The 24,485-nt window shown below is 70.9% G+C and carries 23 protein-coding genes and 1 rRNA gene; 13 read left to right on the top strand and 11 right to left on the bottom strand.

The genetic code is table 11. The features are described from left to right. Positions 1-176: 176 nt before the first annotated feature. Together E1288_RS07700 and E1288_RS07695 are read left to right on the top strand one after the other, a co-directional pair. Positions 177-1,670, top strand: a complete 1,494-nt coding sequence (locus E1288_RS07700) for a leucyl aminopeptidase (RefSeq protein ID WP_132482711.1) — start codon at positions 177-179, stop codon at positions 1,668-1,670. A gap of 147 nt (positions 1,671-1,817) precedes the next feature. Then, entirely contained in the window at positions 1,818-2,318 is a 501-nt protein-coding gene (locus E1288_RS07695) for an OsmC family protein (RefSeq protein WP_093277666.1), read from the top strand. A 95-nt stretch (positions 2,319-2,413) separates the two neighbouring features. On the opposite strand, the gene E1288_RS07690 is transcribed toward E1288_RS07695, so the two are convergent. After that, positions 2,414-2,758, bottom strand: coding sequence for an oxidoreductase (locus tag E1288_RS07690; RefSeq protein ID WP_132482709.1), 345 nt, complete (start codon positions 2,756-2,758; stop codon positions 2,414-2,416). A gap of 265 nt (positions 2,759-3,023) precedes the next feature. Between E1288_RS07690 and lpdA the strand changes: the two genes are divergently transcribed. The 6 genes from lpdA (at position 3,024) to E1288_RS07660 (ending at position 9,716) form a co-directional block, all read left to right on the top strand. After that, positions 3,024-4,394 (top strand): dihydrolipoyl dehydrogenase, encoded by a 1,371-nt coding sequence (lpdA, locus tag E1288_RS07685; RefSeq protein ID WP_132482707.1) that lies wholly within the window; start codon positions 3,024-3,026, stop codon positions 4,392-4,394. A gap of 54 nt (positions 4,395-4,448) precedes the next feature. Further along, the gene (sucB, locus tag E1288_RS07680; protein WP_132482705.1) at positions 4,449-6,161 is read left to right on the top strand and encodes a 2-oxoglutarate dehydrogenase, E2 component, dihydrolipoamide succinyltransferase; all 1,713 of its coding nucleotides are present in this window, start codon (positions 4,449-4,451) and stop codon (positions 6,159-6,161) included. Between the two features lie 211 nt (positions 6,162-6,372). Continuing rightward, positions 6,373-7,260, top strand: a complete 888-nt coding sequence (locus tag E1288_RS07675) for a TIGR01777 family oxidoreductase (protein ID WP_207954238.1) — start codon at positions 6,373-6,375, stop codon at positions 7,258-7,260. A gap of 43 nt (positions 7,261-7,303) precedes the next feature. Beyond that, entirely contained in the window at positions 7,304-8,050 is a 747-nt protein-coding gene (gene lipB, locus E1288_RS07670; protein ID WP_132482703.1) for a lipoyl(octanoyl) transferase LipB, read from the top strand. Between the two features lie 74 nt (positions 8,051-8,124). Continuing rightward, entirely contained in the window at positions 8,125-9,228 is a 1,104-nt protein-coding gene (locus tag E1288_RS07665; RefSeq protein WP_132482701.1) for a serine hydrolase, read from the top strand. A 14-nt stretch (positions 9,229-9,242) separates the two neighbouring features. After that, positions 9,243-9,716, top strand: a complete 474-nt coding sequence (locus E1288_RS07660) for an ArsR/SmtB family transcription factor (RefSeq protein WP_132482699.1) — start codon at positions 9,243-9,245, stop codon at positions 9,714-9,716. Between the two features lie 290 nt (positions 9,717-10,006). Here the strand turns inward: E1288_RS07660 and E1288_RS07655 are convergent, their stop codons facing one another. Together E1288_RS07655 and E1288_RS07650 are read right to left on the bottom strand one after the other, a co-directional pair. Then, on the bottom strand, positions 10,007-10,951 hold the full coding sequence (locus tag E1288_RS07655) for an LLM class F420-dependent oxidoreductase (protein ID WP_132482697.1): 945 nt from the start codon (positions 10,949-10,951) through the stop codon (positions 10,007-10,009). A 49-nt stretch (positions 10,952-11,000) separates the two neighbouring features. Continuing rightward, positions 11,001-11,597 carry a TetR/AcrR family transcriptional regulator gene (locus E1288_RS07650; protein WP_132482695.1) on the bottom strand — a complete coding sequence of 199 codons (597 nt, stop codon included), beginning with the start codon at positions 11,595-11,597 and terminating at the stop codon, positions 11,001-11,003. Positions 11,598-11,715: 118 nt separating this feature from the next. Here E1288_RS07650 and E1288_RS07645 point away from each other — a divergent pair, with 118 nt between their 5' ends. Then, positions 11,716-12,207, top strand: a complete 492-nt coding sequence (locus E1288_RS07645) for a hypothetical protein (RefSeq protein ID WP_132482693.1) — start codon at positions 11,716-11,718, stop codon at positions 12,205-12,207. Between the two features lie 203 nt (positions 12,208-12,410). Here E1288_RS07645 and E1288_RS07640 read toward each other — a convergent pair whose 3' ends face one another. After that, entirely contained in the window at positions 12,411-13,199 is a 789-nt protein-coding gene (locus E1288_RS07640) for a helix-turn-helix transcriptional regulator (protein ID WP_132482691.1), read from the bottom strand. Positions 13,200-13,305: 106 nt separating this feature from the next. Here E1288_RS07640 and E1288_RS07635 point away from each other — a divergent pair, with 106 nt between their 5' ends. Then, positions 13,306-13,728 (top strand): VOC family protein, encoded by a 423-nt coding sequence (locus E1288_RS07635; protein WP_132482689.1) that lies wholly within the window; start codon positions 13,306-13,308, stop codon positions 13,726-13,728. Here the strand turns inward: E1288_RS07635 and E1288_RS07630 are convergent. Further along, on the bottom strand, positions 13,721-14,554 hold the full coding sequence (locus E1288_RS07630) for a hypothetical protein (RefSeq protein ID WP_132482687.1): 834 nt from the start codon (positions 14,552-14,554) through the stop codon (positions 13,721-13,723). The genes E1288_RS07635 and E1288_RS07630 overlap by 8 nt on opposite strands. 102 nt (positions 14,555-14,656) lie before the next feature. On the opposite strand from E1288_RS07630, the gene lipA reads away from it, so the two are divergent. Then, positions 14,657-15,658 carry a lipoyl synthase gene (gene lipA, locus E1288_RS07625; protein WP_132482685.1) on the top strand — a complete coding sequence of 334 codons (1,002 nt, stop codon included), beginning with the start codon at positions 14,657-14,659 and terminating at the stop codon, positions 15,656-15,658. A gap of 156 nt (positions 15,659-15,814) precedes the next feature. After that, positions 15,815-16,543 (top strand): DUF4191 domain-containing protein, encoded by a 729-nt coding sequence (locus E1288_RS07620; protein WP_132482683.1) that lies wholly within the window; start codon positions 15,815-15,817, stop codon positions 16,541-16,543. A 69-nt stretch (positions 16,544-16,612) separates the two neighbouring features. Here the strand turns inward: E1288_RS07620 and E1288_RS07615 are convergent, their stop codons facing one another. After that, entirely contained in the window at positions 16,613-17,080 is a 468-nt protein-coding gene (locus E1288_RS07615; RefSeq protein WP_132482681.1) for an RDD family protein, read from the bottom strand. Between the two features lie 221 nt (positions 17,081-17,301). On the opposite strand from E1288_RS07615, the gene glnA reads away from it, so the two are divergent. After that, positions 17,302-18,726, top strand: coding sequence for a type I glutamate--ammonia ligase (gene glnA / locus E1288_RS07610; RefSeq protein ID WP_132482679.1), 1,425 nt, complete (start codon positions 17,302-17,304; stop codon positions 18,724-18,726). A gap of 63 nt (positions 18,727-18,789) precedes the next feature. Here the strand turns inward: glnA and E1288_RS07605 are convergent, their stop codons facing one another. The 5 genes from E1288_RS07605 to rrf form a co-directional block, all read right to left on the bottom strand. Further along, the gene (locus tag E1288_RS07605; RefSeq protein WP_132482677.1) at positions 18,790-19,650 is read right to left on the bottom strand and encodes an SMP-30/gluconolactonase/LRE family protein; all 861 of its coding nucleotides are present in this window, start codon (positions 19,648-19,650) and stop codon (positions 18,790-18,792) included. Positions 19,651-19,866: 216 nt separating this feature from the next. Beyond that, positions 19,867-20,373 carry a GNAT family N-acetyltransferase gene (locus E1288_RS07600; RefSeq protein ID WP_132482675.1) on the bottom strand — a complete coding sequence of 169 codons (507 nt, stop codon included), beginning with the start codon at positions 20,371-20,373 and terminating at the stop codon, positions 19,867-19,869. Positions 20,374-20,396: 23 nt separating this feature from the next. Then, positions 20,397-23,438, bottom strand: a complete 3,042-nt coding sequence (locus E1288_RS07595) for a bifunctional [glutamine synthetase] adenylyltransferase/[glutamine synthetase]-adenylyl-L-tyrosine phosphorylase (RefSeq protein ID WP_132482673.1) — start codon at positions 23,436-23,438, stop codon at positions 20,397-20,399. 52 nt (positions 23,439-23,490) lie between these two features. Further along, positions 23,491-24,243: a type 1 glutamine amidotransferase gene (locus E1288_RS07590; RefSeq protein WP_132482671.1), complete on the bottom strand. Its 753-nt coding sequence runs from the start codon at positions 24,241-24,243 to the stop codon at positions 23,491-23,493. Between the two features lie 132 nt (positions 24,244-24,375). After that, positions 24,376-24,485, bottom strand: a 5S ribosomal RNA gene (gene rrf / locus E1288_RS07585); the annotation flags it as partial.

Below are 24,485 nucleotides of genomic sequence, written 5' to 3'. Positions count from 1 at the left end.
GAACACCGATGCATGCAGCCGCCTGTCGGCTGACGCGAGAGTGGTCACGACCGGGTGGCCGAGCGCACCGCAACGCCGACCGATGTCCTGGTCGGATTCCCGGTTGCCGAGCGTTCTAGAGTGCGAAGAGCTTTGCTGACACCGCAGCGTTGATGCGTTACCCGGAGGATGACCACGTGACGACCCCGAAACTCGCCCTCACCGACACGGCGGTGGCCAAGCTGACCGCGGACGCGCTCGTCGTCGGAACCGTCCAGGGCACCGACGGCCTGCGGCTCGCTCCCGGCACCGATCAGGTCGCCGCCGCGTACGACGGAGACCTGGCGAAGGTACTCGTCTCGCTGGGCGCGACCGGCAAGGCGGACGAGGTCGTCAAGCTGCCCGCGGGCGGCAAGCTGCGCGCCGGCATCCTGGTCGCGGTCGGGCTGGGCAAGCCCGCGGCCAACGGCGGGGTTTCCGGCGAGGCGGTGCGCCGGGCGTCCGGTGCCGCGGCCCGCGCGCTCGGCGGCGTCGAGCACGCCGCCACCACGCTGTCCGCTGTGGACCTCTCGGCCGCCGTGCAGGGCACGGTGATGGGCGCCTACGGCTACACCGCGTACAAGTCGCAGTCGGGCGACGCCCCGGTGTCCAAGGTGGACTTCCTGGTCGGCGACGCCAAGGCGGACGGGAACGCGCACGCGCTGAAGGGCGCCACCGCGATCGGCGAGGCCGTCAACACCGCCCGCGACTTCATCAACACCCCGCCCAACGACCTGTTCCCGACGTCCTTCGCCGAGCGCGCCGCCGAGCTGGGGCGCTCCGCCGGTCTCGAGGTCGAGGTGCTCGACGACAGCGCGCTGCGCAAGCAGGGCTTCGGCGGCATCCTCGGCGTCGGCGCGGGTTCCTCCCGCCCGCCGCGCCTGGTGCGGCTGCGGCACAAGGGCCCGAAGGCCGCCAAGAAGGTCGCGCTGATCGGCAAGGGCATCACCTTCGACACCGGCGGCATCTCGCTGAAGCCCGCCGCGAACATGGAGGAGATGACCTCGGACATGTCCGGGGCCGCCGCGGTGATCGCCACCATGCTGCTGGCCGCCCGGCTCAACTACCCGCTGGACATCACCGCGACCGTGCCGATGGCCGAGAACATGCCGTCGGGCACGGCGTACCGCCCGGGCGACGTGCTGACCATGTACGGCGGCAAGACCGTCGAGGTGCTCAACACCGACGCCGAGGGCCGGCTGATCCTGGTCGACGCCATCACGCGCGCCTGCGAGGACGAGCCGGACTACCTGATCGAGACGTCCACGCTGACCGGCGCGCAGGTGGTGGCGCTGGGCAAGCGCACGCCCGGCGTGATGGGCAGCGAGGACTTCCGGGACCGGGTGGCGCGGCTGTCGCAGGCCGTCGGCGAGGGCGGCTGGCCGATGCCGCTGCCGGAGGAGCTGCGCGGCGACCTGGACTCCAAGCTCGCCGACCTGGCGAACATCACCGGGCACCGCTGGGGCGGCATGCTCGCCGCGGGCATCTTCCTCGAGGAGTTCGTCGCCGACGGCGTGCAGTGGACGCACCTGGACATCGCGGGCCCGTCGTACAACACGAACGCGCCATGGGGCTACACGCCCAAGGGCGGCACGGGCGTCCCGGTCCGCACCATCGCGGCGGTCCTCGCCGACATCGCCGACCGGGGCTGACCGGAGCACGCGTCCCGACGGGGTCGTGGGTCCGCCGGACCCGCGGCCCCGCGCGGCGCGTAGTTCTACTCCGCCGAGGTGGCGTATTTGTGACGTGAAACTCAAAAGGATCACCACTGCCCCGCACCGCGGTGTCACGATGGGTCGATGACCGATACGAAACCGGCCGCGCCCAGCACGGCCCGGCACGGCTACCAGGTCGACGTGGTGTGGACCGGCAACACCGGGCAGGGCACCAGCTCCTACCGCAGCTACGAACGCACCCACGAGGTGCGCGCGGCCGGCAAGGACGCCATCGACGCATCCGCGGATCCGGTCTTCCTCGGCGACGCGGACCGGTACAACCCGGAAGAACTGCTGGTCGCATCGCTGTCGCAGTGCCACATGCTCTGGTTCCTGCACCTGGCTGCGGACTGCGGCGTGGTGGTCACCGGCTACCACGACCAGGCGCGCGGGATCCTCGCCGAGAACCCCGACGGCTCCGGCCAGTTCGAAGAGGTGCGGCTCGCGCCCCAGGTCACGGTGGCCGACCGGGCGAGCGTGGACGTGGCGGAAGCGTTGCACGAGCGCGCGCACGAGCTCTGCTACATCGCGAAGTCGGTGACCTTCCCGGTCAACTGCACCCCGACCACCCGAATCGCGAACTGACGATCGAAGCTGTTCCGGACTTGCCCTGCATCGCGGTGCAAGCTGCCGGGGTGGCTGAGCGGCTGCGCCGCTTCAAAGATCCGCCGTGAACTGCTCTAGCCGTCGGCGGCCTTGCGGTCGCGGTCGCGGAGGATGCGCTGGCGGGCCTGGTAGTCCCGCATCCGCTGCGGGTAGCCGACCTTGGCCACCTCGTAGAGCGGGATGCCGATCTTGCGGGTCAGCCGGTGCGCCGCCGCCGGGCCGTCCACCCGCCGCCGGGTCCACTCGCCGTCGTGCGCGATGAGCATCAGCGTCGTCTCGGTCACCGTCGTGCGCGGCTCCAGGTACCCCTCGACGCCGCGGCGCTGCGCCGCCCAGCCGATCAGGTGCTCGGTGTCCGCCGAGCTCGCGCCGCGCATCCTGCCGGAACGCCTCCCGCGGAACCGGTCGAACAGGCCCACCGGACTCGCCTCCCGTCGCTGGGGATGTGAAACAGCAGACGCTTCCGATGATGCCACCACCCACATGGGGCGTGTGTGAAAACCGTTCACTCCCGGTTGATCGGCGCCGACCTCGCGGTTGTGATCCGCGGCAGTGCAGCACAGATCACCCGGCCCACGTCGCGTACGCCCGTCGTGTGGTGACAAGATGGCTCTCAGGCGCCCGTGAACGTCCTGTTCCGGCGGCGCCGTCAGCTAGTCAACGATGCCTGTCGAGGAGTGCGAAGTGACCGACACGTCCGCCGATCTGGTCATTCTCGGCGGCGGTTCGGGCGGCTACGCCTGCGCCTTCCGCGCGGCCGAGCTAGGCCTGTCCGTCGTCCTTATCGAAAAGGACAAGCTCGGTGGGACGTGCCTGCACCGCGGCTGCATCCCGACCAAGGCACTGCTGCACGCCGCCGAGGTGGCCGACTCCGCCCGCGACGCCGACCAGTTCGGCGTCCGCGCCGCCCTCGAGGGCATCGACATCGACGGCGTCAACAAGTACAAGGACGGCGTCGTCGCCGGCTTGTACAAGGGCCTGCAGGGCCTGGCCAAGGCCCACAAGGTGACCCTGGTCGAGGGCGCCGGGACGCTGGTCGACGCCAAGACCGTCGAGGTCAACGGCACCCGGTACACCGGCAAGAACGTGGTCCTGGCCACCGGCTCCTACTCCAAGTCGCTGCCGGGCCTGGAACTGGGCGGCAGGGTCATCGCCAGCGAGCAGGCCCTGAATCTCGACTTCATCCCGGAGAAGGTCGTCGTGCTCGGCGGCGGCGTGATCGGCGTCGAGTTCGCCAGCGTGTGGCGCTCCTTCGGCGCCGACGTGACCATCGTCGAAGCCCTCCCGCACCTGGTGCCCAACGAGGACGAATTCGTCTCCAAGCGCCTGGAGCGTGCCTTCCGCAAGCGCGGCATCAAGTTCAAGACCGGCGTGAAGTTCACCGGCGCGACCCCGAGCGCCGCCGGCGTCTCGGTGAGCCTGGAGAACGGCGAGACCTACGACGCCGACCTGCTGCTGGTCGCGGTCGGCCGCGGCCCGAACACCGCCGGGCACGGCTTCGACGCCGCCGGCGTGCACATGGAGCGCGGCTTCGTCCGCACCGACGAGCGGCTGCGCACCAACCTGCCGGGCGTCTACGCCGTCGGCGACATCGTGCCCGGCCTGCAACTGGCGCACCGCGGTTTCCAGCAGGGAATCTTCATCGCCGAGGACATCGCGGGGCTCAACCCGCAGCCGATCGACGAGGCCGGCATCCCGCGGGTGACCTACTGCCACCCCGAGGTCGCCTCGGTTGGCCTGACGGAGGCCGCGGCGAAGGAGCAGTACGGCTCGGTCGAGACGTTCACCTACGACCTGGCCGGCAACGGCAAGAGCCAGATCCTCAAGACCCAGGGCGCGGTCAAGCTGGTCCGCGCCACGGACGGCCCGGTGGTCGGCCTGCACCTGGTCGGCGACCGCGTCGGTGAGCTCATCGGCGAGGCGCAGCTGATCTACAACTGGGAAGCACTGCCGGAGGACGTCGCTCCCCTGGTGCACGCCCACCCCACCCAGACCGAAGCCCTGGGCGAGGCGCACCTCGCCCTGGCCGGCAAGCCGCTGCACGTGCACGGCTGACGTCGGCTCCGCAGTCAGCCAGCACCCCGCCACACCACGAGGAGTCAGCAACAGATGGCCTTCTCCGTTCAGATGCCGGCACTCGGCGAGAGCGTCACCGAGGGAACGATCACCCGGTGGCTCAAGCAGGAGGGCGAGACCGTCGAGGTCGACGAGCCGCTCCTGGAAGTCTCCACCGACAAGGTCGACACCGAGATCCCGTCGCCCGCCGCCGGCGTGCTCCAGCGCATCGTCGCCCAGGAAGACGACACCGTCGAGATCGGCGCCGAGCTCGCCGTGATCGCCGACAGCGGCGAAGCAGCGGCGCCCGCTCCGGCCGCTCCGGCCGAGCCCGCAGCCCCGGCGGAGCCCGCAGCCCCGGCACCCGCCGCGGAGCAGCCCGCCCCGCCGCAGCCGGAGGCCCCGGCTCCCGCTGCCGCCCCGGCTCCGGCCGGTGGCGCGACGGGCACGGACGTCAACATGCCGGCGCTCGGCGAGAGCGTCACCGAAGGCACCGTGACCCGGTGGCTCAAGCAGGTCGGCGACACCGTCGAGGTCGACGAGCCGCTCCTGGAAGTCTCCACCGACAAGGTCGACACCGAAATCCCGTCGCCGGTGGCCGGCACGCTGCTGGAGATCGCCGCCGATGAAGACGACACCGTCGAGGTCGGCGCCAAGCTCGCCGTGATCGGCGCCGCCGGCGCGGCTCCGGCCCCGGCTGCACCGCCCGCGCCGCCGGCCCCGGCTGCTGCCGCTCCGCCGGCGCCCCCGGCTCCCGCTCCGGCCGCGCCGCCCGCGCCGCCGGCCCCGGCCGCTCCGGCCGAGCCGGCGTCGGCCGCCGGTGCGCCGTACGTGACGCCGCTGGTCCGGAAGCTGGCCAACGAGCACGGCATCGACCTGTCCGCGATCAAGGGCAGCGGTGTCGGCGGCCGGATCCGCAAGCAGGACGTGCAGGCCGCGATCGACGCCAAGCAGGCCCCGGCGCCCACCGCCGCGGCCGCCCCCGCCGCCGCTGCACCGGCCGCTCCGGCCCCGGTCGCGGAGCCGTCGGCGGAGGCCAAGGCGCTGCGCGGCACGACGCAGAAGATGTCCCGCCTGCGCCAGCTGCTGGCCCGCCGGATGGTCGAGTCGCTGCAGACCGCGGCGCAGCTGACCACGGTGATCGAGGTCGACGTGACCCGCATCGCCCGGCTGCGGGAGCGCGCCAAGGCGAACTTCGAGGCCGCCGAGGGCGTCAAGCTGTCGTTCCTGCCGTTCTTCGCCAAGGCCGCGGCCGAGGCGCTGAAGCTGCACCCGAAGCTGAACGCCTCGATCGACGACGAGAACAAGCAGGTCACCTACCACGGTGCCGAGCACCTGTCGATCGCGGTGGACACCGAGCGCGGCCTGGTCTCGCCGGTGATCCACGACGCCGGGGACCTCAACCTCGGTGGGCTGGCCCGCAAGATCGCCGACCTGGCGGCGCGGACCCGGAACAACAAGATCAAGCCGGACGAGCTCTCCGGCGGCACCTTCACCATCACCAACACCGGTAGCCGCGGCGCGTTGTTCGACACGCCGATCCTGAACCCGCCGCAGGTGGGCATGCTCGGCACCGGCGCGGTGGTGAAGCGCCCGGTGGTGGTCGCCGACGAGAACGGTGGCGACACCATCGCGATCCGCTCGATGGTCTTCCTGGCGATGACCTACGACCACCGGCTGGTCGACGGCGCGGACGCCGCCCGCTTCCTCGCCACGCTCAAGCAGCGTCTGGAAGAAGGTGCCTTCGAAGCCGACCTCGGCCTCTGAAAGCTGTTTTGAAGGCGGTTTGCTCAGCGGTGCGGGTAGCGGCCCCCCTGCGGGAATCACGGTCGCCTTCTCGCTGTGGGATCCCCGACATCATGAATGCCAATCCGGCCATAGCGACAAGGGCCGCTCACCTCCTTGGTGGGCGGCCCTTTCGCTTCGATCCCGGCGGAATCGCTCGCACCGCGCCCGCTGGTGCGGGACGATTCCTGGCATGCGCGTGGTTGTCGCCGGTTCGTCCGGGTTGATCGGCACGTCCCTGGTAGCCGCGTTGCGGCAGGCCGGGCACGAGGTGGTCCGGCTGGTTCGTCGGCTCCCGGCCGCTCCCGACGAGCGGGGCTGGGATCCGGAGGGCGGCCAGCTCGACGCGGACGCACTGGAGGGCGCCGACGCGGTGGTGAACCTCTGCGGCGCGGGCATCGGCGAAAGGCGCTGGAGCCCGGAGCGCAAACGGCAGCTGGTGCACAGCCGGGTGCGGCCGACCGAGGTGCTCGCCGAGGCCGTCGCCGAGCGGGGCGTGCCGGTGCTGGCGAACGGGTCCGCAGTCGGGTTCTACGGCGACAGCGGTTCGAAGCCGGTGACCGAGGCGTCCGAGCCGGGCTCCGACTTCCTCGCCCGCCTGTGCCAGCGCTGGGAGGCGGCGACCAAGCCGGCCGCGGACGCCGGCGTGCGGGTGGTGCGGCTGCGCTCCGGCCTGGTGCTCGCCCCTTCCGGCGGGCTGCTCGGCCAGCTCCGGCCGCTGTTCTCGATGCTGCTCGGCGGCCGCCTCGGCGACGGCACCCAGTACATGTCGTGGATCTCGCTGGACGACGAGGTCGGCGCCATCCGGTTCGTGCTGGAGCGGCCCGAGGTTTCCGGCCCGGTCAACCTCACCGGGCCGGCGCCGGTCACCAACGCGGAGTTCACCCGCGCGCTGGGCGAGGCGCTGGGCCGGCCGGCGCCGTGGATCGTGCCGGGCTTCGCGCTCCGGATCGCCCTCGGCGAGCTCGCCGACCAGGCGCTGACCGGGCAACGCGCGTTGCCGACGGTGCTGGAGTCGGAGGGTTTCGCGTTCCAGCACCCGTCGATCGGGGCGGCGCTGGCGGCGGCCGTCTCGTCATGAGCCTTCGGGCGTCGCCGCTGGACCCGGGGCGTAGCCTGGCCGCGTGAGTCGTGCCAACACTTCGTGCCGCGCATCCGCCGATCCGATGGCCGTGCGCAACCTGGGAACCATCGATTACCTCTCCGCCTGGGACCTGCAGCGCGAGCTGGTCAACGGCCGCGCCGAGGGGCTGAACCCGGACACCCTGCTGCTGCTGGAGCACCCGTCGGTCTACACCGCGGGCAAGCGCACCTCGCCGGAGGACCGCCCGACGGACGGGACGCCGGTCATCGACGTCGACCGCGGCGGCAAGATCACCTGGCACGGCCCGGGGCAGATCGTCGGCTACCCGATCGTGCAGCTGGCGGACCCGATCGACGTGGTCGACTACGTCCGCCGCCTGGAGCAGGCGCTGATCTGGGTGTGCGACCAGTTCGGGCTGGCGGCGGGCCGGGTCGAGGGCCGCAGCGGTGTCTGGTTCCCGGCCGACGACGGCCGCCAAGAGCGCAAGATCGCGGCGATCGGCATCCGGGTGCAGCGCGGCATCACGATGCACGGGCTGGAGCTGAACTGCAACGCCGACCTGACCAGCTTCGACCGGATCGTGCCGTGCGGCATCGCCGACGCGGGCACCACCTCGCTGAGCGCGGAGCTCGGCCGGACGGTCGAGGTGGCCGAGGCGATGCCGCTGGTCGAGAAGGGCGTGCGGGACGCGCTGGACGGCACGCTGCCGGTCAGCGAGCGCAACATTCCGCGCGAGCAGCCGGCCGCGGCCGGGGTGACGCTCTCGCTGGACCCGAGCCTGCGCTGATCGGGGTCGGCCGACGAACCGACATCCACTCCTCTAGTATTCCGTAATTACGGACTATTAGAGGAGTGGATGTCATGCCGCTGTCCCGCCGCCGCCTGCTCGCCGCCACCGGGGCCGCCGTGCCGCTGCTGCTGGTCGCACCCTCGGCAGTCGCGCAACCGGCCGCCCCGCCCGACCTGGCGACCCCCGAGGGCTGGCTGACCTGGATCAGCGCGAACCGCGACGGGCTCGGCCTCGTGGTCGACGACGGGCGCGGCAACCGGCTGCTGCACCGCGCGGACGCCGCGCAGCCGCTCGCCTCGGCCGTCAAGGTCGTGCACCTGGCCGCCTACTCCGCCGCCGTCGCCGAGGGCAGGCTGGACCCGGAGGAGCAGATCCGCCTCGGCGACTGGGAACGCTTCTACGTGCCGACCGACGGCAACGCGCACGCGACCACGCTCAAGTACCTCGGCATCCCCACCGATCCGACCGGCCTGTACGCGGCGGACCCCGATCACCGGGTCACGCTCGACGACATGGCCTCGGCCATGATCATGTTCAGCGACAGCGCGGTCCCCGACTTCCTGCGCAACCGGCTCGGCGACGCCGCGCTGCGCAAGGCCGCGGCGGCCGGCGGCTGGGCGCGGCCGGACATCCGGTCCATGTGCGCGGAGTACCTGTTCCTGCTGCCCGAGTTCGCGCCACCGGCGCAGCTGCCCACCCCGGCCCGGCGAATCTTCGGCTACGCCCTGGAACAGCGCTACAGCAACGACGCCGACCTGCGCAAGCGCGTGCTGGACCGGCTGATGGGCAACGGCCTGCCGCCGTACGAGCAGCAGCTCAGGTGGGGCTCGAAGACGATGTCGTCGACCGCGACCCAGCTGGCCTCGCTGCACCGCGCCATCGCCACCGGCGGCGTCCCGGCCGAGGCCGCCCGCACCCACCTGGAACGCCCGCTCAGCGGCCACCTGCCGCCGGGCGTGCTCGGGATCGGCATGAAGGGCGGCAGCCTGCCCGGAGTCCTGACCTGCGGGATGTCGGTGCGCCGGCAGGACGGCACCGTCGCGTGGGGCGCCCTGCTCGCGCACGGCGACATCGCGCTGGAACAAGTCGGCACCGGCGATCCGGGCCTGCCGCTGCTGCTCGCGATGCAGCAGCCGGAGTGGCGGAACCGGCTTGCACGGGCGCTGGCCGGCTGAGGCAAGCTCGTCCGGTGACATCGGAGGACTTGCACCAGCGGATCGCAGCGCTGGAAGAGCGCGTCGCCGCCCTCGAAGGAACGCGACGGGCCGACGAGGTCGAGCCCAGCGGCGGCGTCGTGCAGTACCAGGGCAGCCTGGCCGAACCGGTCGAGCTGGAGTGGCGAATCCACGTCGACCCGGCCTGGGTGCTCGGCATGGACGACGGCCCGCGCACGGACGTGCTGGCCGCGCTCGGCCACCCGGCGCGGGCCGCGATCGTGCGCCTGCTGGCCCAGCAGGGCGCCCAGCCCGCCGCCGCCCTGCAGGAAGCGGCGGGCCTGGGCTCCACCGGGCAGCTCTACCACCACCTGAAGAGCCTGACCGCGTGCGGCCTCGTGGAGCAGGACAAACGCGGCACCTACCGGCTGCGCGCCCAGGCGACGATCCCGGCCCTGATCCTGCTCACCGCGGCCTCCGACATCGCGGGCCAACTCGCAACGCGCTGAGATCGTCCAGCGCGAAACGCCGCCCGCTGGGCGACTCGTCACGAAGCCCTGCTCGGCTATCCCCTGCCCACCCCGGACTATCTCGACAAGCTCGTCGAGCACACGCTTCGCATCCTCGCGCCGGCCTCCGCGACGACGTCATCTCGTGCTCGACGCGATCTCGCCGAGGCGCCTGACCAGCCCGAGTAGGCCCCCGACCGAGCGAGGAAAGAGACCGCACGGGGGCGCCTCTGCCGCGTCCCGCGCCGGGGAGGCGCGGGACACCACCGAAGGCGTCCCGCGCCAGGAGGTCAGAGCCGGGTGGCGACCTCGGCGGCGACCACGTCGAGGTGGTCCAAGTCGGCGAGGTCGAGGACCTGGAGGTAGAGGCGGGTGATGCCGGTGCGCTCCCGCCAGGTCCCGATCTTGTCGACGACCTCGTCGGGCGTCCCGGCCAGGCCGTTGAGGCGCAGCTCCTCGGCCTCCCGGCCGATGGCGTCGGCCCGGCGCGAGACCTCCGCTTCGTTCTTGCCGACGCACAGCACCAGCGCCGCGGACCGCACGATTTCCTCCTGCGGCCTGCCGATCGCGGCGCACGCCGCCGCCACCCGCTCGAACTGCTCCGCCGCTGCGTCCAGGCCGACGAACGGCAGGTTGAACTCGTCGGCGAACCGCGCGGCCAGCTCCGGCGTCCGCTTCTTGCCCTGCCCGCCGATCAGCAGCGGCGGCCGCGGCTGCTGCACCGGCTTGGGCAGCCCCGGCGACTCCTCGATCCGGTAGTACCGGCCGTCGTAGTTGAAGTGCTCGCCTGCCGGGGTGCCCCACAGCCCGGTGATGATCTCCAGCTGCTCGGCGTAGCGATCGAACCGCTCCTTCAGCGGCGGGAACGGGATGCCGTAGGCGGTGTGCTCCTCCTCGTACCAGCCGGTGCCGAGGCCGAACTCGATGCGCCCGCCGGACATCTGGTCGACCTGCGCGACCGAGATCGCCAACGGCCCGGGCAGCCGGAAGGTGCCGGCCGTCATCAGCGTGCCGAGCCGCACCCGGCTGGTCTCGCGGGCCAGCCCGGCCAGGGTCACCCAGGCATCGGTCGGGCCGGGCTCGCCGGACACCGCCCCCATCTTCAGGTAGTGGTCGGAGCGGAAGAACGCGTCGTAGCCGGTGGCTTCCGCGTGCTTGGCCACGCGCAGCAAGTCGTCGTAGGTCGCGCCCTGCTGGGGCTCGGTGAAGATCCGCAACTTGAAGTGTTCGCTCACGGTTCCCGAGGCTAGTAGCGGGGTTCTGCGCGCGCCGACCGCCGCCCGATCACGTGTTCCGCAGCCCGTCGAGGACCCGCTCGACGCACTCGCCGATGTCGGCGCGGGCCTGCTTGGGCGACTTCGACCCGGCGATCGCGGTGGCGCCCGCCGACAGCGAGCCGAACACCACGCGGGCCAGGGCCTCGACCGGCAGCGGGGCGATCTCCCCCGACTCGACCAGCGTCCCGACCACGCCCCGGACGACGCCGAAGGTGTAGGCCTCCTCCGCCGCCCGCCACCGCTCCCAGCCCATCACCGCGGGCCCGTCCTGCACGACGATGCGCTGGTAGGACGGCTCCAGGCAGACCTCCAGGAAGGCCCGCAGCCCAGACCGGGTGGCCTCCCAGGGACTGCCGGTGGAGATGACCTCGGCGAGGCGGGCCACCACGCTCGTCTCCACCGCGTCGAAGGCCGCCTCGAACAGCGCCTGCTTCCCGCCGAAGTGGTGGTAGAGCGCGCCCTTGGTGACCCGGGCTCGTTTGGCGATCTCGTCCAGCGAGGTACCCGCGTAGCCGTGCTCGGTGAACAGCTCGACGGCGGAGTCCACCAGGGCCTGCCTGGTGCTCTCCGAGTACTCCACGCGTCGTGGTCGAGCTGTCGCCATGCTCACAACCCTATGACATACCGGCGGTACGGCCTCGTGGTACCGTCGGTACACCAACATACTCTCGGTATGCCGCACACCTGGGGTATCACCCCGGGCCCGATCCCGGAGAGCGAAGATGAGTTGGAACGACTTCCGCCGGCGGCAACAGGCGATCCAGACGGTGCTCGACGACGCGAGCCGAAACCCGTCCGAGGCCCTCACCCAAGTGCCCGCGCCCTTCCTCGACGCCACCGATGCGCTGCGCGCCCTGCAGTACAAGTGGACCCAGCAGCTGACCGGCCGCATCGGCGTCGCGCTCGCCGAAACCGATGACGCCCCGCACGCCGACCGGGTCCAGGCCGTCACCGCCGCGTGGCGGCGCACCGCGGAGGCCAACCCGGTGCTCCGCGACCTCCTGGACCGGCACGAATCGGATCCGGTGCTGCGCGGCGACATGGCCCGCGAGCACCGACTGCTCGCCATCGCCGCCGGGCTCGCCGAGCACACCGAACCGGCCGATGACGTGGCCCGCGTCGGCCGCGCGTTCCTGCAGCTGGTGCGCATCACCCCGGAGCCGTCCCCGCAGTGCATCGGCGGCCGGCTCCGGAAGCTGATCCCCAGCTTCTGACCGCCTGGGGCGAACGCTCCGCCTGATCACGAGGCAGCGCTGTGGAGGCGGTGCGGCGGGGATGCAGTAGCCGGGTGCGAGGCGCCGTTTTCGCGCGAAACCGTCGCCCCGCAGGCGTGGCGAACGCCGTTTTCGCGCGAAAACGGCGCGCAGCCCACGTTCCCGGACAGCCTCCACGGCCACCGAAGCAGGCTCCCCAGCGATCAGGCGCGGTGCTGCATCCACTGGCGGGTCTCCGCATCCGCCGGAGCCTGCACCAACAGCAGCGCAGAACCGTCCGGCTGCAGCAGCGAGCACTCGAAGCGCAGCCTCCGGCCGTCGACCGCCACCGTGACGGGCCAACCGCCGAACTCCCGGACCGCCCGGCAACTCCACCAGTGCGCGAGGTCCGGGCGCAGCTCCTGCAACCGGTCCACGACGTCGTCGCCCGGGAACCGGTCGGCGCGCGCCCGGAACCGGAGGAAAAGCTCGTAGAGGAACCGCTCCTCCGGCACCAGCAGGTCCTGCAGCCGCTTGCTCCCGGCGAAGGCCAGCAGCAGGTTCGGGCGGCCGGACAGCTCCGGTTCCGGCCACACCGCCGCGTACGCATCGTTGCCCGCCAGGACGTCGAACCGGTGGTTCAGCACGAGCGCCGGCGTCAGCGGCCAGCTGTCCAGCATCGGCCGCAGCCGCTCGACAACCCCGCCATCGTCGGCGTCGTCGGACACGAAACCGCCCAGCGCCAACAGGTGCCGCCGCTCGTCGCGCCCCATCCGCAGGGTGCCGGCGAGGGCCTGCAGCACCTCGCGCGAAGTCCGCACCCTCCCCTGCTCCAGCCACGTGTACCAGGCCAGGCCGACCCCGGAGGCCGCCGCGACCTCCTCGCGACGCAGCCCCGGCGTCCGCCGCCGACCGGTCGCGGGGAGCCCGAAATCGGCCGGATCGAGCCGCTCCCGGCTCGCGCGCAGGAACGCGCCGAGCTCCCGGCGCCGGGGGTCCGCTGCGGTGCTCACGTCGCCAGCCTATGACCTGCGATCACCGCATGAACCGGCTCCTGGATGAGATCCCGGCAGCCGGACAGGCTGGGGCGCGTCCACCTGGAACCGAAAGGAACAGCCCGTGCCCCAACAACTTTGGCGCCGCGACCCCGACTCCTCGAACCTGCCGGCGCCCCGGACGTTCGTGCGGGTGTTCGTCGCCGCGGAACAGCTCGAACCGACCACGGCCTGGTACGAGCGGCTGCTCGGCGTCGAACGCGACATGGTCATGCCGTACCCGGAGGAGGACCTCGCGCTCACCGCGGTCGGCGGCTTCCTGATCATCGCGGGCACCGACGAGTCGCTGGCCCCCTTCCGCCGGACCGTCGGCACCCTGCTGGTCCCCGACATCGGTCCGTACGAGGAGCGGTTCCAGGAAGACGGACTCGAATTCGTCCAGCAGCGGTTCCGCGCCCCGGTCGGCGAGGGCTTCACGGTCCGCCACCCGGACGGCACGGTGATCGAGTACGTCCACCACCGGCCCGCCGCCCACGAGCTCAGCTGACCGGCTGCGGCACCCGTCGCACCAGGCTGGGCAGCGGCAACCGGACCGCGTGCCCGGCGGTCAGCGCCCGCCGGGCACGCACCGACGCGATCATGCCCCGCACCTGGGCCTGCGGCTCGACCGAGCCCTGCCGCACGAGCTCCACCGGCCACGGCAGCACGTGGCAGAGCTTGAGCAGGAACACCACCGGCAGCACCGCGATCTCCGCGAGCAGCTCCAGCGTCGCGCCGGTGAACAGCACCGCGAACCAGAGCACGAACGGGATGGCGATGATCGCCGAGACCGGGTCGTCGCCGAGACCGCTGGGCAGGCTGTCCATCGCGTCCTCGAACGACAACCTGCGGCGCCACAGGAACCAGCGGCGACGCCCGTAGGGGCTGAGCTGGTGGGAAACCAGCCGCCACCGCCGCGCGCTGATCTCCACCGGCTGGAGCTCGGCCTGCTCGGCCGCCAGCAGGGCACGCGCGTCGTCCAACCCCGGATTGGTGCCCAGATGCTCGCGCAGGGCCCGGCGCAGCCGGCGAGCCGCGGCCAGGCTGCCCACCCGGATCACGCCCGCGCGGCAACCCCGGCTGCTGACCTCCAGCCGCCATCCCGTCCCGGCGGCCCGCACGATCAGCGCGAACGGCAGCAGTACCAGGACGAGCAGCAGTTCCAGCCAGCAGCCCAGCAGCACGGGCACGAGCAACAGCAGCCAGGCCAGCCGGAGCGCCACCGAGATCGGTCCTTCGCTCAGCCGCGGCCAGCGATCCCCGGCGAGGTGCAGCCGCACGACGCGGGACCACGGCGCCCATCTGAGGCGAACTGCCCAAGAGGTTGTCGACACGACTGTGCAGTATGACGCGCGAGATCACGCGAACCCGTAGCGCCTGGTAGTGACCCCTCCCACCTTCTCGAACCGGTTGTCTCAGGGGCGTAGCCTGTCGTCGTGACTGTCGCGCCGGAGGGCCGGAAGCTGCTGCGGCTGGAAGCCCGCAACAGCCAGACGCCTATCGAGAAGAAGCCGTCGTGGATCAAGACCCGCGCACGGATGGGCCCCGAGTACCAGGAGCTGAAGGGCCTCGTCCGCCGCGAGGGCCTGCACACCGTCTGCGAGGAAGCGGGGTGCCCCAACATCTTCGAGTGTTGGGAGGACCGCGAGGCGACGTTCCTCATCGGCGGGGACCAGTGCACCCGCCGATGCGACTTCTGCCAGATCGACACCGGTAAGCCGGCCGAGCTGGACGTCGAGGAGCCGCGCCGGGTGGCGGAGTCGGTGCAGGCGATGGGCCTGCGCTACTCGACGGTCACCGGTGTCGCCCGCGACGACCTGCCCGACGGCGGTGCCTGGCTGTACGCCGAGACGGTCCGGCAGATCCACGCGATGAACCCGGGCACCGGCGTCGAGCTGCTGATCCCGGACTTCAACGCCGACCCGGACCAGCTGGCCGAGGTGTTCGGTTCCCGCCCGGAGGTGCTCGCGCACAACCTGGAGACGGTGCCGAGCGTGTTCCGGCGGATCCGGCCGGGCTTCCGCTACGAGCGGTCGCTGAAGGTGATCACCATGGCCCGCGACGCCGGCCTGGTGACCAAGTCGAACCTGATCCTCGGCATGGGCGAGACGCCCGACGAGGTGCGCCCGGCGCTGCAGGACCTGCACGACGCGGGTTGCGACATCATCACCATCACCCAGTACCTGCGCCCCAGTCCGCGGCACCACCCGGTGGACCGCTGGGTCAAGCCGGAGGAGTTCGTCGAGCACACCAAGGCCGCCGAGGAGATCGGCTTCCCCGGCGTCATGGCGGGCCCGCTGGTGCGGTCCAGCTACCGCGCCGGCCGCCTGTACGCCAAGGCCACGGTGCACCGCGGCATGCCGCTGCCGGAGAACCTGTCCCACCTGGCCAAGGCCGGCACCGCGGCCCAGGAGGCCACCAGCCTCCTCAACCGCTGACGCTTTCCGCGTGAAGGGCACCGCCGGGCGGCCACGCCGCTCCGCGGTGCCCTTCACCGTTCACCCGACCGTGTTTCCGGGTCGGAGTTCACGGGTCGGTCACGCATCTCGGACCGCACCTGCACCCGGCGCGGACCGGGCCGTATCCTGAAAACCATGGCCAAGCAGGACAAGGCCGCCAAGAAAGCGGCGGCCAAAGCAAGGCGCCAGGCAACACGGGGCCGGATCAAGCAGATCTTCGAGGCGTTCAAGATGCAACGCCGGGAGGACAAGCTCCTCCTCCCGCTGATGCTCGGGGCGTTCCTCGGCGTGACCGCCGTGGTGTTCCTGCTGGGCATGATCTGGAGCCTGCACTGGGTGTTCCTCCCGGTCGGCCTGGCCTTCGGGCTGCTGGCCGCGGTGATCATCTTCGGTCGGCGCGTGCAGTCGACCGTCTACCGCAAGGCGGACGGCCAGCCCGGCGCCGCCGGATGGGCCCTGGACAACCTGCGCGGCCGCTGGGTGCTGACCCAGGCCGTGTCGGGCACCGCCCAGCTCGACGCCGTGCACCGGCTCATCGGCCGCCCGGGGATCGTGCTGGTCGGCGAGGGCTCGCCGCACCGGGTCAAGTCGCTGATGTCGCAGGAGAAGAAGCGGATCTCCCGGCTCGTCGGCGAAACCCCGATCTACGAGATCACCGTCGGCCACGAGAAGGACCAGGTGCCGCTGAGCAAGCTGCAGCAGCGCATCATGAAGCTGCCGCGCAACATCGGCCCGGCCCAGATCGACGCGATCGAGAACCGGCTGGCGGCGCTCGCCAACCGGGGCAACTCGCTGCCCAAGGGCCCCATGCCACAGGGCGCCAAGATGCGGAACGTGTCGCGCGCCGTTCGCCGCGCGAAGTAAGAAGCAACGAGGACGAAGAAGCGGGCCCGGGTCGAAGAACCCGGGCCCGCTTCTTCGCATCGCGATCTTTCAGCGGCGGAGGACGATGGTGCCGGTGAGCCGGTCGTGCCAGGAGCGGCCGTCGAAGTTCCACACGACGGCCGGGACGATCAGCGCCGTCAGGACGCAGCGCACCGCGGCCCGCCACGGCCCCACCATGACCGCGCCGTCGACCCGCGCGACCCAGATCCGCATCGCCGCCATGCCCGGCGTGGCGGCGAAGAAGGTCACCGGAACCACGGTGATGACCACCCAGGCCACCAGGCTCCAGTTCTGGGGGTAGTCCGGCGCGGTGAACAACGCGGCGACCAGCGCGGCCAGCACGATGTCGATGAGGAACGCCGCCATCCGCCGACCCACCGGCGCCGCCGCGCCGGGACCGCTCTCGGGCAGCCCCAGCTGCTGGCCCCGCCACTCGGGCCGGGTCTCGTTCGCCTGCTCGCGCGCCTGTTTGAATGCGCTCTTCGGGCCGTCCAGCCACGATCCGACTTTTCGCACGTCACCCAGGGTACGTGCCGCCCGCGCTGGCGCTGTCGGAGCATCACGTACGGCCACTGCGCGCAACCCCTACCACCCGAACAGGCGGCAGTTAACGCCCGCGAAACATTCGGGTGACGACGGGGCAACACCCCTGACATAACGTTGGCTTCGAGCCGGCGGCGGAACCCCATGGCATGGCGGTCGGTGAGCTGTACGAGTGCGGTTAGGAGCCACCGAGGTTGTTCAAGAATCCTGACGAGGTCCTGCGCTTCATCGCCGATGAGGACGTGAAGTTCGTCGATGTCCGGTTCTGCGACCTGCCGGGCGTGATGCAGCACTTCACGGTGCCCGCGACCGCGTTCGACCAGGACGCTTTCACCGAGGGGCTGGCCTTCGACGGCTCGTCGGTGCGCGGCTTCCAGTCGATCCACGAGTCCGACATGCTGCTGCTGCCGGACCCGTACACCGCTCGCATCGACCCGTTCCGCGCCGAGAAGACGCTGATCCTCAACTTCTTCGTGCACGACCCGTTCACGCTGGAGCCCTACAGCCGCGACCCGCGCAACATCGCGCGCAAGGCGGAGCAGTACCTGAACGAGTCCGGCATCGCCGACACCGCGTTCTTCGGCGCCGAGGCCGAGTTCTACATCTTCGACTCGGTCAAGTTCGGTGAGGCCGCCAACAAGACCTTCGCCGAGGTCGACTCGGTCGAGGGCTGGTGGAACACCGGCCGCGACGAGGAAGGCGGCAACCGGGGCTACAAGACCCGGATGAAGGGCGGCTACTTCCCGGTCTCCCCGTACGACCACTTCGCGGACCTGCGCGACCAGATGGTCAAGCAGCTGATCGGCTCGGGCTTCACCATCGAGCGGGCGCACCACGAGGTCGGCACCGGCGGCCAGGCCGAGATCAACTACAAGTTCAACACGCTGCTGCACGCGGCGGACGACTTGCAGCTGTTCAAGTACGTCATCAAGAACACCGCCTGGCAGCACGGCAAGACCGTGACGTTCATGCCCAAGCCGCTGTTCGGTGACAACGGTTCCGGCATGCACAGCCACATGTCGCTGTGGAAGGACGGCAGCCCGCTGTTCTACGACGAGTCCGGTTACGCCGGCCTGTCGGACATGGCGCGCCACTACATCGGCGGCATCCTGCACCACGCGCCGAGCCTGCTGGCCTTCACCAACCCGACGGTGAACTCCTACCACCGCCTGGTGCCGGGCTACGAGGCCCCGGTGAACCTGGTGTACTCGCAGCGCAACCGCTCCGCCTGCATGCGGATCCCGATCACCGGTGCGAACCCGAAGGCCAAGCGCGTCGAGTTCCGCTGCCCGGACCCGTCCGGCAACCCGTACCTGGCGTTCGCCGCGATGATGATGGCCGGTCTGGACGGCATCAAGAACAAGATCGAGCCGGCCGAGCCGATCGACAAGGACCTCTACGAGCTGCCGCCGGAAGAGGCCAAGAACGTGCCGACCGTGCCGGACAGCCTGTCGAAGGTCATCGACAACCTGGAAGCCGACCACGACTTCCTGCTCGAGGGTGGCGTGTTCACCCCCGACCTGATCGAGACCTGGATCAGCCTGAAGCGGGAGGACGAGATCGACCCGATCCGCCTCCGCCCGCACCCGCACGAGTTCTCGCTGTACTTCGACGTGTGATCGGCTGAGCGTTGCGCGAGCGGGGTGGGGACTTCGGTCCCCACCCCGCTTTCGCATTGCCGATCAGATGCCCTGCCACGGCGTCAACGGGGCACCGACCGTGCCGGGCTTGAACCGCAGCAGCGCACCGGCGCAGGGATCGGCGAGCAGCCCGGGCTCGTCGTAGCCGAAGCACGCCGACGTCACGTACATCTCCTCCAGCCGCGACCCGCCGAAGGCCAGGCTGGTGATCCGCCGGGTCGGCGCCCACAGCACGGTTTCGAGGTCCCCGCTCGGGGCGTACCGGTGGATCCGCCCGGTCCAGTGCATCGCGACCCACACGCAGCCCTCGGCGTCCACCGCGACGCCCTCCGGGCTGCCCTCCGACTCCGCGCACGCCACCCACTGCCGGCCGGAAAGCGCCCGGGCCCGCTCCACGTCGTAGTCGTAGACCCAGATGGCGCGCGTGTCGACCACGTACATCCGCGTGCCGTCCGGGCTCCAGGCCAGCCCACCAGCGCCGGTCACCCCCTCGACCAGCAGCCGCGCGCGGTCGCCGTCGAGGACGAACAGCGCGCTCGCGCGGACGTCGCGGGCGTGCGTCAGCGTGCCTGCCACGAACCGCCCCGCCGGATCGCACGCTCCGACGCTCATCCTGTCGCCGTTGCGCACCTGCACGACCGGCTCCAGCGCGGCGCGGCCCAGGTACACCCGCGCGAAACCGTTCCCCGCCGCGGCGATCAACTGCCCGTGCCGGGTCGCACCCAGCGCGGTCACCGCGCCCGGCAGCACCCGCACCTCGTCGACACCGGAATCCCGGTGATAGGTGTGCAATTCGCGGCGCATCAGGTCCACCCAATACACGCAATTGAGCGCCGGCATCCACAGCGGGCTCGTCCCGCACAGCGCCTGCCGGTCGACGAGCAGCTCGAAGTCCTCGGACATCGACCTCTCCCATCCCGAAACACGCCCGCACTCGATCGCCGAGGCTACTGGTGAATTCGGCAATTCGGGACCGCCGACCGGGGTTTCCCGAAAATGGTCCAATGGGGACGCCGGAGCCGCGATGCACCATCCGGCCTATTCGACTACCGCAATTGCGCGCGGTGGAACAATTTCACCGGGTGCCTGCCCGAATGGTCCACGTTGCACGATCGCCGGTCAAAGCCCCGAAATGTCCCGGACGAAACAAACCCGGTCGTGCCCCCGGCCGTCGTAGTCGCGGTGCACGGGCACCCCGTCGGCCTCGGCGTCGCCTGGGACGAGCTCGAATCCCATGCTCTGGTGGAACGCGATCGACCCGGAGTTGGCCGGGGACGTGATGCAGTGGACGCGGCGGCGCCCGGCACGAGAAGCGGCATCGAAGAAATCGGCGTATAGCGCGCGAGCGAGCCCGCTTCGGCGCAGCGCCGGGTCGACGCCGACGAAGTGGATGTAGGCGTCCTCGGCGCGGTCGGCGGACAGGAATCCGATCAGGAAACCGGTCATTCGGCCATCCCGCTCGGCCACGAAGCTGGTGCGGGAGAAATGCTGCAGGAACAATCGCGGCACCAGCAGCGACAATTCGCGAGCGGCGGCGGGGCTGCGGGAATCCGTCCACCACGACTCGATCGCCGTCACGATCCGCTGGTGGTCGTGCTCTTCCGCCTGGCGAAGCAGATCAGTCATGCTCGCCACCCTAGGCGTTGCGATCAGGAACCGTAGAAGACTCGTTCGACGACGGCGCGGGCATGCCGCGTGACCCGGAGGTAATCGTCGACGACCTCACCGGTGTCCACTCCAGCCGGATAGCCCAACGCGGCGGCGACCGCGCTCAGCTCCCAGGTGTGCTTGGGAAGCTGGTCGTCGGGCTTGCCGCGCACCAGCATCACGGCGTTGCGCACGCGCATCGCCAACGTCCACGCCTCGATGAGCTCGTCGGCATCACCGGTCTCCATGACGCCGACGGCTGCCGCGGCGCGCAGCCCCGTCACGGTCGAAGTGGTTCGAAGCTCGGGGAACGCGTGCGCGTGCTGCAGCTGCAGCAGCTGCAGCGTCCACTCCACGTCGGCCAGGCCGCCGCGCCCGAGCTTGGTGTGCGTGGCCGGGTCGGCGCCTCGCGGCAGCCGCTCGGAATCCACCCGCGCCTTGATGCGCCGGATCTCCCGGACCTTGCCTTCGTCCAGCCCGCCCTCCGGATACCGGACCGGGTCGATCGCGTGGCAGAACCGCTCGCCCAGGTCTCGATCGCCGGCGACGGCGCGCGCCCGGAGCAGGGCCTGCGCCTCCCATGCCTCGCCCCAACGCCGGTAGTACGTCAGGTAGGAATCCAGGGTCCGGACCAGCGCCCCCTGCCGTCCCTCCGGCCGCAGGTCGATGTCGACCTCCAGCGGCGGGTCCTGGCTCGGCGCGCCGAGCAGCCGCCGGACCTGCTCCACGACGGAAGTGGCGAACCGGACGGCCGAGCGCTCATCGGCCTCGCCGACGGGCTCGCACACGAACATCACGTCGGCATCGGAGCCGTAACCCAGCTCGTTGCCGCCCAGGCGCCCCATCCCGATGACGGCGATCCGCGCCGGGATCTCGCCATCCGACCGGCTGGCCACGTCCCGCACGGCGACATCCAACGCGGATTCGAGCACGGCGACCCAGATGTTCGACAGGGCCCCGAACACCGTCGTCGGCTCCATGAGGCCGAGCAGGTCGCCGCACGCGATGCGCAGCAGCTCGTGCCGCCGCAACGAACGAGCCGCGGACACCGCCCGCTGCGGCTCCGAGTACCGCGCCACCGCGCTGCGCAGCGAAACCGCTGCCTCCATCGGATCTCGTTCGGCGAGAGCCGAAGTGTCCGAGAGCAGCCGCAGCACCTCCGGTGCCCGCACCAGCAGTTCCGGCACCAGCTTCGAGGTGCCGAGCAGCTGGGCCAACCGCTCGGCGACCACGCCCTCGTCGCGCAGCAGCCGCAGGTACCAAGGGGTTTCGGCCAGCGCCTCGGAAACCTTGCGGTAGGCCAGCAGACCGCCGTCGGGATCCGGCGTGTTCGCCAGCAGATCCAGCAGCATCGGCAGCAGGGTGCCCTGGATGCTGGCCCGCCGCGACATCCCGGACGTCAACGCCCCGATGTGCCGCAACGCGCCTTCCGGCGAGGTGTAGCCGAGTGCGGCCAGCCGCTCGACGGCCGCCGAGGTGGTCAACCGCAGCGCCGCGGTGGGCACCTTCGCGACCGCCTCCAGCAGCGGACGGTAGAAGAGCTTCTCGTGCAGTCGGCGAACCCTGTTGCCGTGCCGGCGGAACTCGCCCACCAGGGCCTGAGCCGCGGTGTTCCGGCCGCTGGAGCGCAAACCGACCGCGCGGGCCAGCACCGTCAGCGCATCGGCGTCGTCGAACGGCGGGAAGAGGTGGGTGCGCCGCAATTGCCGCAGCTGCAACCGGTGTTCCACGGTGCGCAAGAACCGGTAGGAGTCCACGAGGTCGGCCGCGTCCGCGCGGGCCACGTAGCCGCCGTCGCCCAGCGCCAGCAAAGCGTCCAATGTGGATTTCGAGCGGAGCGAGCCGTCGCTGCGGCCGTGCACCATCTGCAGCAGCTGCACCGCGAACTCCACGTCCCGCAGGCCGCCGCGGCCGAGCTTCAGCTCACGCTCCACCAACTCCGAGGGGACGTGCTCCTCGACCCGCCGCCGCATGGACCGCACGTCCACGACGAATCCCTCGCGCTCCGCGGCGGTCCACACCAACGGCTGCACGGCCTCCAGGTAGCGGTCACCGAGCTCTTCGTCGCCCGCCACCGGCCGCGCCTTCAACAACGCCTGGAACTCCCAGGTGCGAGCCCACCTGCGGTAGTAGCTGAGGTGCCCGTCGAGCGTCCGCACCAGCGCGCCTGCCTTGCCCTCCGGCCGCAACGCGGCATCGACCTCGAAGAAGGCCGGGCCTGCCACGCGCATCATGAGGCTGGCCAACCGGGTCGCAGCCGGGATCTCCGATTCGCTGTGCGCGACGAACACGACGTCGACGTCGCTGACGTAGTTCAGCTCCCGGCCGCCGCACTTGCCCATTGCGATCACCGCGAGCCGAGGCACCTCGTCCACGCCGGACCGCTGCAGTTCGGCGACGGCGACCGACAGGGCCGCACGAAGCGCAGCCACCGCGACGTCGGAGAGGTTCGCCGCGACGCTCTCGTACGGCAACGTGGGCAGCGAAGGCTCCGCGACGCTAGCCATGTCATTGCCGGCGACGTCCAGCAGCAAGCCGCGATAGGTACTCCGCAAAGCACTGACCGCCTCCGGACCGTGCAACTTCGCAACCGGGCCGCCCCCTGTTCCCGGTACCCCGTCTCCGTCCGCCCCCACTGACGCCAGCAGCACCGCGGTGCGTTCCTGGAGGGTGCTCGGCTGAACGGTGTCGGAGCGCAAACGGTGCCAGTCACCGGGATTCGCCACGAGATGATCGGCGAACGCCGTGGAATCGCCGAGCACACCGAACAAACGCCCGCGCAGCCCGATGTCGCCCCCGAGCGACCGCGACAACTCCACCCAGCCCGAGCCGACGGCTTCCCGAATCCGGTCGAGCGACAGCAGCGCCAGATCCGGGTCCGGCGTCCGGGACAACGCGGCGACGATCGGCTCGGATTCCCCCGGGCCCGTGTCCGACCACCAGCCGACTCGCCTCAACTGGTCCCCGGCCCGCGACGCGTCGCTGAATCCGTAACGCGCGGTGGACGGCACCGAACCCGATCGGGACGAGTTGCTGTTCGCCATGTTCGAACCGTAGTCCGCATTGAATCCCGTTGGAGACCCCACCTGACGACAATCACGCCAACGGCAGGAACCTGCTGGTGGTCCGCTCCTCCGGCGGCGTGGCGACCAGCCGGACGAAGCGCTCGGCGACCGGCTGCCAGGTTTCGGCGAGGTCGGCGTGGAACTCCCGCAAATGCTCGACCTCCAGCTGCCCCGGCCGCACCGTCTCCGCGACCTCGGGCGACAGCCTGGCCCACTCCAACACGATGTCCGGGGTCGTCTCGATGTGGAACTGCAACCCGTAAGCGCAGTCCCCGACCCGGAACGCTTGGTTGTCGCACTTCGGAGAAGAAGCGAGCAGTTGCGCCGACGGCGGCAGGGAAGAGATCTCGTCGGTGTGGAACTGCAGCACATCAGGGGTCAACGGAACCGGGCCGAGCAGCGGATCCTCCGCCGCGGCATCCCGCTTCGCCACCAGCAAGGTCCCGGCCTCCGGCCCCTTGCGAGCTGGACGCACCTGGCCGCCGGTAGCGACGGCGAGCAGCTGAGCACCGAGGCATACCGCCAACACCGGCACCCGCTCACCAACGGCCTTGCTCAGCAGCGCGCGAAGTCCGGCCAGCCAAGGATGTTCCGCATCGTCGTACACGCCCATCTCTCCGCCGAGCACGACCACGCCCTGATGATCGTCGAAGCCGGCCGGGAGCTCCTGCTCCGCCGGAAGCACGACGTCGAGTTCCGCGCCGGCGGCGAGCAGCCACTCACCGAGCTCGCCCGGCGGATCCAACTTCGACGGTTGGACAACGAGAATCCGCACACCACCCATGCCCGTGAGCGTACGTGTCGACAACACAGCCGCCTACGGCCTTTCGGGCTCGGTTCGCACTTCACCACAAATGGAGAAAGGGTCCCTTCTCTTCCGTTCTACCGGAAGAGAAGGGACCCTTCTCAAAAAATGTGTCGGCGGTGTCTTACTCTCCCACACCCTATCGAGTGCAGTACCATCAGCGCTGGGGAGCTTAGCTACCGGGTTCGGAATGGGACCGGGCGGACCCTCCCCGCCATCGC

Origin of the sequence: Saccharopolyspora elongata (genome assembly GCF_004348985.1) — a bacterium.
Lineage (GTDB): Bacteria > Actinomycetota > Actinomycetes > Mycobacteriales > Pseudonocardiaceae > Saccharopolyspora > Saccharopolyspora elongata.
The sequence above is the reverse complement of the archived record's forward strand: the minus strand, read 5'-3'. Positions and strand labels throughout refer to the sequence as shown.